This is a genomic window from Bartonella sp. AP258QHHD (genome assembly GCF_042196145.1).
GTDB lineage: Bacteria > Pseudomonadota > Alphaproteobacteria > Rhizobiales > Rhizobiaceae > Bartonella.
On sequence record NZ_JBHIPR010000031.1, the window covers coordinates 1 to 9079 of the forward strand.

General features: G+C 43.3%; 9 protein-coding genes and 2 pseudogenes. All 11 read right to left on the minus strand.

The annotated features are described in order from the left end of the window. Window positions 1–204, minus strand: a 204-nt coding sequence (locus tag ACFIMM_RS03435) for a hypothetical protein (RefSeq protein WP_375692618.1), incomplete at its 3' end; no start/stop codon positions are given. Beyond that, the gene (locus ACFIMM_RS03440; protein ID WP_375675152.1) at window positions 204–1259 is read right to left on the minus strand and encodes a tail fiber domain-containing protein; all 1056 of its coding nucleotides are present in this window, start codon (window positions 1257–1259) and stop codon (window positions 204–206) included. The genes ACFIMM_RS03440 and ACFIMM_RS03435, both read right to left, overlap by 1 nt. Window position 1260: 1 nt before the next feature. Beyond that, entirely contained in the window at window positions 1261–1644 is a 384-nt protein-coding gene (locus tag ACFIMM_RS03445) for a hypothetical protein (protein WP_375630248.1), read from the minus strand. A 41-nt stretch (window positions 1645–1685) separates the two neighbouring features. Beyond that, window positions 1686–3359, minus strand: a complete 1674-nt coding sequence (locus ACFIMM_RS03450; RefSeq protein WP_375692619.1) for a hypothetical protein — start codon at window positions 3357–3359, stop codon at window positions 1686–1688. Beyond that, window positions 3359–4057, minus strand: a complete 699-nt coding sequence (locus ACFIMM_RS03455; RefSeq protein WP_375633759.1) for a hypothetical protein — start codon at window positions 4055–4057, stop codon at window positions 3359–3361. Before ACFIMM_RS03455 ends, ACFIMM_RS03450 begins: the two co-directional genes overlap by 1 nt. Window positions 4058–4129: 72 nt before the next feature. Further along, window positions 4130–4579, minus strand: coding sequence for a hypothetical protein (locus ACFIMM_RS03460; protein ID WP_375682546.1), 450 nt, complete (start codon window positions 4577–4579; stop codon window positions 4130–4132). 154 nt (window positions 4580–4733) lie between these two features. Beyond that, window positions 4734–5264 (minus strand): annotated as a pseudogene (locus tag ACFIMM_RS03465) (DUF4043 family protein); the annotation flags it as partial. Window positions 5265–5268: 4 nt separating this feature from the next. Beyond that, a pseudogene (locus ACFIMM_RS03470) lies at window positions 5269–5913 on the minus strand (N4-gp56 family major capsid protein); the annotation flags it as partial. Next, window positions 5867–6373 carry a DUF4043 family protein gene (locus ACFIMM_RS03475; RefSeq protein ID WP_375692620.1) on the minus strand — a complete coding sequence of 169 codons (507 nt, stop codon included), beginning with the start codon at window positions 6371–6373 and terminating at the stop codon, window positions 5867–5869. The gene ACFIMM_RS03475 and the pseudogene ACFIMM_RS03470, both read right to left, overlap by 47 nt. A 96-nt stretch (window positions 6374–6469) precedes the next feature. Then, the gene (locus ACFIMM_RS03480; protein ID WP_375682544.1) at window positions 6470–7381 is read right to left on the minus strand and encodes a hypothetical protein; all 912 of its coding nucleotides are present in this window, start codon (window positions 7379–7381) and stop codon (window positions 6470–6472) included. An 11-nt stretch (window positions 7382–7392) separates the two neighbouring features. Then, on the minus strand, window positions 7393–9079 hold a 1687-nt coding region (locus tag ACFIMM_RS03485), incomplete at its 5' end, for a phage portal protein (RefSeq protein ID WP_375682543.1).

Sequence of the window (9079 nt, forward strand, 5' to 3'; positions counted from 1 at the left end):
CAATTCTGCTGGCGTTTTTTTCCCAGCTTGTTCTGTCCCTGCTTGAGAACCACGAATAAGCTCTGTAGGACTCAATTTTTGTGGAGTATTATCCCCATTGCTCACATCAAAAGAGTTTGTGCTAAAAGCAGCAAGTTCCAACGCTTTACGCTTTCTATAAGCTTTTTCACGCTCTAATGCATTTAATTCTTCTCGCCAAAACATCACTGCACCCTTTCCATCTCAAAGCCAAGCTTGCTATAATCCACATGCAAAAAACCTGTCGCCTTATGCAAGAAAACAGCTTCTGGCTTTGACTTCAAAACATCCTGTGCCATCACCCCGCGATAGCGCTCTGGGTGCCCCTTGTAGTTGTATTCATAGAGTTTATAGCCATTTCTCTGCCCAGCTTCTCTGATGTTTTCTTTTGCTCTGATATCACTAAGCCCAGCAAAAGTACCAAGGATAGTTCCAACATTTCCAACAATCTCCCACGGATTAGGTTTTGGCTGTGGAGTCAATGTCGTCATTTGTCCTGTTCGCGTTCCATAATTTCCAGCAACAGCCCCACCAGCTGCAAGCAACTTACTTAACTGGTCCCAATCAAGATTGTTCTGCTGCTCCCATTTTTGCCGCTCTTCATCTAATTGCCGTTGATGATTGGCATCAAGTACACTCCCTCCCGTCAACGCATTAAGATTTGCCTGACCTTGACCTTGAAAGAAATTATTGGCACCCGCCAACTGATTTTGGTTTGCTTGGTCAATGAGACTATTGGCATTCATCATGTTGTTGACATCTTGGTTATATTGCTGTGATAAAGCTTGTGTTGCTATGCCCCCCAATTCATCAGCCAAAACGCCCGTATGTGCACCAGAACCATAACGCCCCGCGCCTGCCAATGAACTATTAATAGAATTTGTTGCCTTATTTAATGTGTTTTGAAGCGCTTCATCAAAGTAAGGGTTATTGCCTATTTGTTGCCCTGAAGCCATGTTCTTTAAGTTTTGGCTTGTTGCATTTTGCCCTGTCGCTATTCCATTTAAAGTGTTGTTATCATAGTTATGCGTATTATTGCTAAGCCCATTAATCGCATTCTTTGTTTGATCACTTAAACCCGCAACACGCTGCCCGTCATAAACGGCTTTTCCGCTGCCTTGGTTATAAAAAGTCATGGCATCCTTAGCGGCATGTTCAAAAATACCTTTTGCCCATGCAGGGGGTTCATTTGTTTGCGTCGTGTTTTGGGTATTCTGGATTGGTTTAGAACTTTTTCCCATGTTAAAGCTGCTTTCTATATTCTAAAAGATTAACGAGATATCCATGCGTTTTAAGAGATTTTTCCCACCCTCGCCTGCCTATGATGACAAGCTCTTTTGCCCCTTTTTCCTTGTAATAAGCTTCAATCTGAGTGATAAGCTTCGTTAAGGGCGCTCCTCCCTTTCCACCAAGTGTGACAATAACCGCCCTTAATGCTCCAGTGACGAGTTCTTGTAACTGTGTTGTGACATGCGCCATAAAGTTTTCATGCGCATCAACGATAATCCAAAGAACTTTTTCTCCCTTCAAGATATCATTTAAAATGGTCTCTGTATTATAATCATCAGGGAATTTTTGATTAAAATAAGCTATCGATTTTATGACATTGTCAAAATAGGGCGCCATTTGTTCAGCGCTCCATTTTTCTGTATTATAGATCTTAAAATTCATCTTATGCCCGCGGGTTTGAGCGTTACATCAAAGCCTGTTATATGTGTCCATGGCGTGCCTTCTGGTATTCTCAGACGCAAAGCGTGATAACGCGCCCGTGAGCGGATATTATACATCCCAATATTATAGCCGGCATAACGCTCTTTAGCCCAATTTAATTGGTTCTTGTTATCAATGATAAATGCCGCCCCAACACTTAAAAAACCTTTTGTTGTATCCGCTTGAACAAAAGCCTCACTCATCAGGTTGATTTGCCTGCCCGTATCCCCCACAATTTGTGAAGCAATAACTGCTTCCATCGGAGGACCTGCAAAAAAACCAAATGTGTTGTCTGGCGTAAAGGCTCCCAAAACAGGCGCACCATTTTGCCACATTTTACTATCAAGAGAAGCTGGTAAATCTTTCAAGCTCTCTTGTACTTCGTCTAAGCCTTCTAATGTATAACCGGCTGCAAAAAGGGGAAATAAGAGAAGGTTCTGCCCCTTAATGACACTCCATATTTGTAAGAGCCAATCATAAACATAAATATGCATCCCTTCGGTGTTATCATTGATAGAAAAATAAACACGAGAATAGACCGGATCAATACATGCCCTCATCTCATCAATGGCAAAGTTATTGTAAAGTGTGAAGATAGTTTTATCGACTTTTCCAAAGCCAATAGGGAGCATTTCACCAGCACTGTTGATTTGATAAAAACCATCATCAGAGACAAAAAAAGTACAGTCTCCACGGCTTGCAATTGCTGTGCTGCTTTTAGCTCCTATTTTGTCTTTTATTTTTGCAAAACTGAATATAATTTTAGAGCCTGGTACAAAGGTTGCGTGATAAATGGCGGAGCGCATGAAAATAAGCGGATTTGTTGATTCCGTAGACCCTTGAACATATTCTCCATCGGGAAAATCTTGATAATCGCAATTTTTCTCCCCAACCGTCCAATGTGTCGCATCATTCAAACCGGACCACTGAACACGGTTTGGCTTATCTGTTAATTGCATCAAGCAAACAAAATCACCCCACACACGCACAAGTCCAGCACGCGGAGGATTACCGCTCAGATCACAAAACCTTTCATCCGTTTTTAACGAAAGCATTTGTGGTGGATCATTGCTATTAACAGCAATGATATGATCACCAAAGGAGGCAAAAGACCAAGGTGCAGTCTCATTGGCGTGATATTGTGTGTAAGGTTTGCTAATGTCTTTCCAGCCGCGCGTGCTGTTGTCATATTCATAAAGTTTTGTTGGTGCCCCCACAATGATGCGCACACCACCCAATGAGCGCACAGCATAGACCCCCAAAATCACATCCGGAAAAAAATCTGAGACCGGCGCCACAATGGGAAACGGAATATACGAATTTGGTGCAGGTAAAACGTTCACAATCTCACTAGAATAACCACTATTAATAAATGCAACATCTGGTCTATACTCAGCAATAGGAATAAAGGTCATCAGAAATCCGTNCCCCACAATGATGCGCACACCACCCAATGAGCGCACCGCATAGACCCCCAAAATCACATCCGGAAAAGGATCTGAGACCGGCGCCACAATAGGAAACGGAATATACGAATTTGGTGCAGGTAAAACGTTCACGATCTCACTAGAATAACCACTATTAATAAATGCAACATCTGGTCTATACTCAGCAATAGGAATAAAGGTCATCAGAAATCCGTGTGTTGAATTTTTAACAAATTCTTGCGCCGTGATGTTTCAATTTGAAGCGCATCGAGTTGCTCTTGAAACATGGCAAAAGCTGCCGCTGCCATCTGTGGTTCTTTAATAATATTGGTATAAATTTCATATTTTGCACGCGTTTTGATCAGTTCATAGGCTTCTAAAAACCATATGGACGCTTCTTGTGCACTCTCAATATCTTTTATTCTTACAGGGTCAAGAATAAGCCTGATAGAATAAACGCGCTCTGGTGTTGGATACAAGACAAGCTTTTGTTCAAAATAAGCATAGCGTGTAGGCATGCCATGGCTACAATCATCCTCAAGATTCTCAATAACAAGAGGATCTACCTGCAAAAGCTTTGCTTTTCTGTGATTATCTTCATAAACGTAAGCATCAACAATGCGAACAGCCCCTGTTATAGAGGGATGTGCCTCGGCGCCATAACGGCTTTTGCCCTTTAGAGTGGTAAAAACAACTTCGCGGCTTTCATTGAAATAAAAAGGCAATCGTTCACAAAAGCGAATAGCCGAAAATATCGCCCTTTGCACTTGATCAACATACTCATCTGTTTGATCATCTATTTCATCCTGAATATCGTTTAACATCTGGATAAAATTTTTATCCCAAGGAGTAATGGTCTGTTTGTCTCCAATCGGACCACCTGTCTGTACTATTATTGTCATATCACCCTCTTCCAAATGTCTTGGGGCATCTTGTATAGGAGGGGGACGCAAGCAATAAACGCCCCCTTGCCTTTAACGATTAGTGTAAAACTCAACAATCACCTCAGCATCACCTTTGGTGCTTTGCTTGTCTCGTGTCATGTAAATCGTACTTTCAGCTTCTAATGGAACATCTCGTTCCTCCATAGGAAGGTACAAATTGCCATCGGTAGATTGCCGAAGCCCTACATCTCCATAATCATTACCATGAGGCTCTTTTCCAAATGTAGCTGTTACATCTTCAAAATCCTCCATGGTATAAGCTGTAATACTTTTTATAAAAGCCCCTCGGGGTAGAACGCCAATTTTTGTTATCAACCCTTGATCTGTACATTTAATACGCGCCCGTAAAAAACTAACCTGCTGCGTAGAGTTGTTGCGTCCTTGCAAAACAGGTGGCAATCCCTCATCTATTATGCCAACGGTTTCAACAGTCTCAACGGTCTCAACAGGTTCCTGTGTAATTAGCGATTTTTCTGCCATAATTGTCATCCTTTAATAATTAGCNTTGTTACGTCCCTGCAAAACAGGTGGCAATCCCTCATCTGTCATCTCAACAGTTTCAACAGTCTCAACGGTCTCAACAGGTTCCTGTGTAATTAGCGATTTTTCTGCCATAATTGTCATCCTTTAATAATTAGCTTGCTTCGGCAAAAGAAGGGATAACAATCGTACCAAAATCCTGCCCCCCTTGATCAGAATGCGGCAAGGTATAGCGTGATTTTTTCATGCCGATAATGGTTTTAGCTGCAACCCCAAATTCACGTTGATAATCAAACAGTTCTTCAACAAGTTTATAGCGTGTTCCCCCTTTCCCATCGCCTCCTGTTGCTCCATTGCCAACGCGCCCATAAGCCATGATAACACTTTGCGCACCAAGCAACACAGCACGACGAACAGAGGGAACAGGCTCTTGCGTCTTTGAATTAACACCATTGGGGACATGTTCAGCTTCACGTAAGATAACTCCATTATACATCCCCAGAGAGCCATCAAAAATTGGGTTCTTAGCTCCAGAGCCATCATAAGCTGCCTTGGTAATATCTAACCATTGCCCGCTCTTTGTATTGGTACGCAATTGAGTTACCTGTGTTGGGTGGAGATACATCACATATGCCGATTTTCCATCAACACGAACAGGGCGCAAACGTGGATTAGCAAGTTTAGCGNCCATTATACATCCCCAGAGAGCCATCAAAAATTGGGTTCTTAGCTCCAGAGCCATCATAAGCTGCCTTGGTAATGTCTAACCATTGACCACTCTGGGTATTGGTACGCAATTGGGTCACCTGTGTTGGGTGGAGATACATCACATATGCCGATTTTCCATCAACACGAACAGGGCGCAAACGTGGATTAGCAAGTTTAGCGCGTTCAACAGCCCGATCTATAAGATCTAATGTAAAAACATCGTCTTTTGTAAGTTCTTCATCAGTCTTTTTCTTATTGGCACGAATAATACGCAATTTGCTTGGCTCTAACGGAGCATTAAAACCATAGTGTACGGGTTTAAGGGTTATGGTGCGTCCCTCGAAGTGAATCCATGGTGCTGTATACCCTGCTGCCTGAATGAAGAACATCAAACTTAAGCGATCTGCATACCAATCAACCAACCCATCCTTTGCTTCTGTTCGTAAATTAAATAAAACACGTTGTTGATCAATGGTGCCTTCATACTTTACGCGTACAGCATGAGAAAGCTCGTTAATACGCACCGTTTCATTCATAAATTGGAGTGCTTCTTCATTGCCTTCCAGCGTTTGTCCCTCGCTAACGCCATCCCCCATAAGTTGGACTCTTAATCCGCTCGTCACAGAGTNGTCCTTCGAAGTGAATCCATGGTGCTGTATAACCTGCTGCCTGAATGAAGAACATCAAACTTAAGCGATCTGCATACCAATCAACAAGCCCATCTTTTGCTTCCTTACGCAAATTAAAGGGAACACGTTGTTGATCAATAGAGCCTTCATATTTGATGCGCACAGCATGAGTAAGCTCGTTGATGCGCACCTTTTCATTCATAAATTGGAGGGCTTCTTCATTGCCTTCCAGCGTTTGTCCCTCGCTAACGCCATCCCCCATAAGTTGGACTCTTAATCCGCTCGTCACAGAGTCACCAGCGGATTTTCCTAGCATATCCAATACTTGAATAATGCTGTTTTTTCCTTTTCCCATCAGCGGTGCAATGGGCAACGCTTTTGAAGTTTCTGTGTTTAGCATCTTAGCCCAAACGCCAACGGCTAATGGGTCATTAAGATTTACCTGTGTTACTGCCATTTCAATCAATGCCTTTCTTGGTTTTAAAACTCGCCTTGCGGCACCCCCAAACGATAACAATCACTTGGTTCTCTCTGTTGCGTCACCACGCACATCTCACGCTCTGCTCATAATTTGTTCAAATTTTTCGGGATTTTTCTCAACCCATACAGCAAATTCGGCTTCCGGCATGGAAAAGAGCGTTCTCACATCCATACCGCCTGTTGGAACTTGCCCGCTGCGCGCTGTAAGTGTTCGCGCTGCTTGAGAACGCTCTTGAAGAGCTCCTACTTCGTCCTTAACGGGCGCGCCACTATAGCCAAAAGCTTTTGCTTTTTGCACCAGCACCTCAATTGGATTTATACCGGCTTTCTGACACTGCTGGCATATTTGGCGCAATTCAGCACCAATTTGTTGTTGCCGTGCCTCTGGGTCTTTCCATTGTGGATAAAGGCTTGCTTGCGCTTGTAAGACACTGTCTGCTCTTTCATAGAGATAGTCCGTGATACTGTCTAAATCTGGATATTTATCTTGTACTTGCGCTTTAGCTTCCTCGAAATAATCCCCCAACTTTTGGCGTTCATATTCCTCTTGACTCATGCGCTCTTGGCTCTCTCTCATATGAGAAAACTCATCAAGCAATTTCTGTTGTTCTTGTACCTTATGACTAAGCCATGCAAAATGTGCTTTTGGGTCGTCTTCTAGGGAGGGAATATTTTCCTCACGGCGGCGCGTAATTTCTTCCTGCATTGCGGCATATTTTTGCGCAAGTTCAATAGCCAATTCACGCGCTTCAATGGCGCTTTGTTCTGCCTTTTGTCGTGCTTGCCGCTCTTGCTCTAGTTTATCAGATTCTATTACATCAGAATTTGGCTGCTCTTGAAGTGGTTCTACAGCTGGCTGTTCAGAACTTTCCTCTGCATCAAAAACTTCCTCAACTTGTTCTGGCTCGACCAACTCAACAGCATTATCACTGGCAAAATGTTCATCATAGATTGCTTGTTCTTCAGGCGTAAACTCTTCTTCCATATTCTGTCCCTTCAATGTGCTATTATATTTTTTGTCAAAACTCGATAGTGTTCCAACTGTGTCTGTAAAGCTTTGCGTTCTAAATCACGCTGCGCTATCTCATTTTTTGCCTGTTGAAGTTCGAGCTGCATGCGCGCTTGTTCTTGTTTCAAGAAAAGTTCGATATTTTTCTGCTGCAATGCCGCTTGTTTCTGCTGCGCATCAAGTTGATAGAGTGTGCTCTTTGCTTGCGCTTCTTGCTGTAAAACAGCAATCTTTGCTTGTTGCTCTGGAGTTAATTGCGCCCCTTGGCTTTGTTGCATCATCTGCTGTTGTTCTTGTTGTGCCTGCTGTGCTTTTGCCGTTAAATTTGCTACCAATGTTGCCGGTAGTGGGGAAAGCTTTAAAAGATCTGGAATCATCTCCGGTGTTAAGAACCCACCAAGCAATGGCAACATCTGCGTAATTGTCGCAAAAGTTTTCTCTTTTTCATTGGGGCTTGTCGGTGAATCATCAACAATAATGTCATACTCAAGCGTCGTAACAGCTTCACGCGTCAACGGCACATATTGGGCATTCTCTTGTCCAGAAATACGTACCAGACGCCCATCAGAGAGATAATTCTGGATAAGATAAAGGATAATCTTTCCCTGCCTACACCGATAAAGCTTGAGATTATCAAACAGCCCCGCAAGCAAATTAAGCGTTGATTGCCGGCGTGTATTTTCCAGCACATTGGCTTGGTTGACCTCCCGTGTTCCGATAAACTCAGCCGATAACCCTGTTACATGCGTTATCGCTTCACGCGATTCATTAAACAGCTGGAAAAATCCATTGGGAAATTGTGCACTTGGCTTTGGTTGAATTTTCCCTCCTGTAAGCGCGCCATTTTTAACCCAAGTAATCGTATCCGTTCGCGCCCAGCTTTCCATGGCTTGGCGATCATCATCGAAAGCGCCTCGTTCTGCCATCAAGCCGCCCTTAGACTGGCTATTAAGGATATACATCACTTGGCTAAAATATTTATTCGACCATTTTTGTGGATCTTTTGCGGGGCGAACAATCCCGTAAAACTGGTTTTTAAGCTTATCCAGCGTGCCCGTGATACACTCCCACCCAAGTTGCCCATCAGGTGCTAATGGCTTATCGGGCTTTGCTAAAAGACGTCGTCCCAGAAAAGCGCGTCTCACCACTTTTTTATTAAAACACACCCCTTGTAATTGTGGCATTACCCTTTGAAGCTGTTCAAACTCCTGTTTGCTATAGTTGCGCATCTGGCCGGTTTGAAGATCAGGCGCCTTGTAAGTGGTCTCATATTCAAACCAACGGCATTCAACCAGCGTAACATAGCGTTTCCCAGAATACGGATCTGAGAGAGAAGTCGCATTGGAGTCATCTTGATACGCATCAAGCGACACATGAGAATCCTCAGAAGCGGTTGTACTATCGATAGCCCAATCGGCGTTAAGATCTTCAACAGCAACATCAGGAAAAAGACTTTTAGCATCCTCAACGGATTTGCGATCAACATACCACATACGCTGTGCGTCAATGAGATTTGGTCTTACAGCATTAGCATCCCAAACCATTTTTAAGGGATCTAAACGTTGAACAGCAGGTATCCCTTCGGGATCTGTATCATAATCAAGCCGCGTATCGGTCCAGCCCATGCCGCAGATGACAGCGTCTTGGAAAGCATCACTATCTGCATATTCAGCA

What these genes read in the sequence shown, in the direction of transcription:
- ACFIMM_RS03480 (WP_375682544.1), bottom strand. Translation starts at nt 7,381, where the DNA reads ATGGAAGAAGAGTTTACGCCTGAAGAACAAGCAATCTATGATGAACAT.
- ACFIMM_RS03455 (WP_375633759.1), bottom strand. Translation starts at nt 4,057, where the DNA reads ATGACAATAATAGTACAGACAGGTGGTCCGATTGGAGACAAACAGACC.
- ACFIMM_RS03440 (WP_375675152.1), bottom strand. Translation starts at nt 1,259, where the DNA reads ATGGGAAAAAGTTCTAAACCAATCCAGAATACCCAAAACACGACGCAA.
- ACFIMM_RS03460 (WP_375682546.1), bottom strand. Translation starts at nt 4,579, where the DNA reads ATGGCAGAAAAATCGCTAATTACACAGGAACCTGTTGAGACCGTTGAG.
- ACFIMM_RS03445 (WP_375630248.1), bottom strand. Translation starts at nt 1,644, where the DNA reads ATGGCGCCCTATTTTGACAATGTCATAAAATCGATAGCTTATTTTAAT.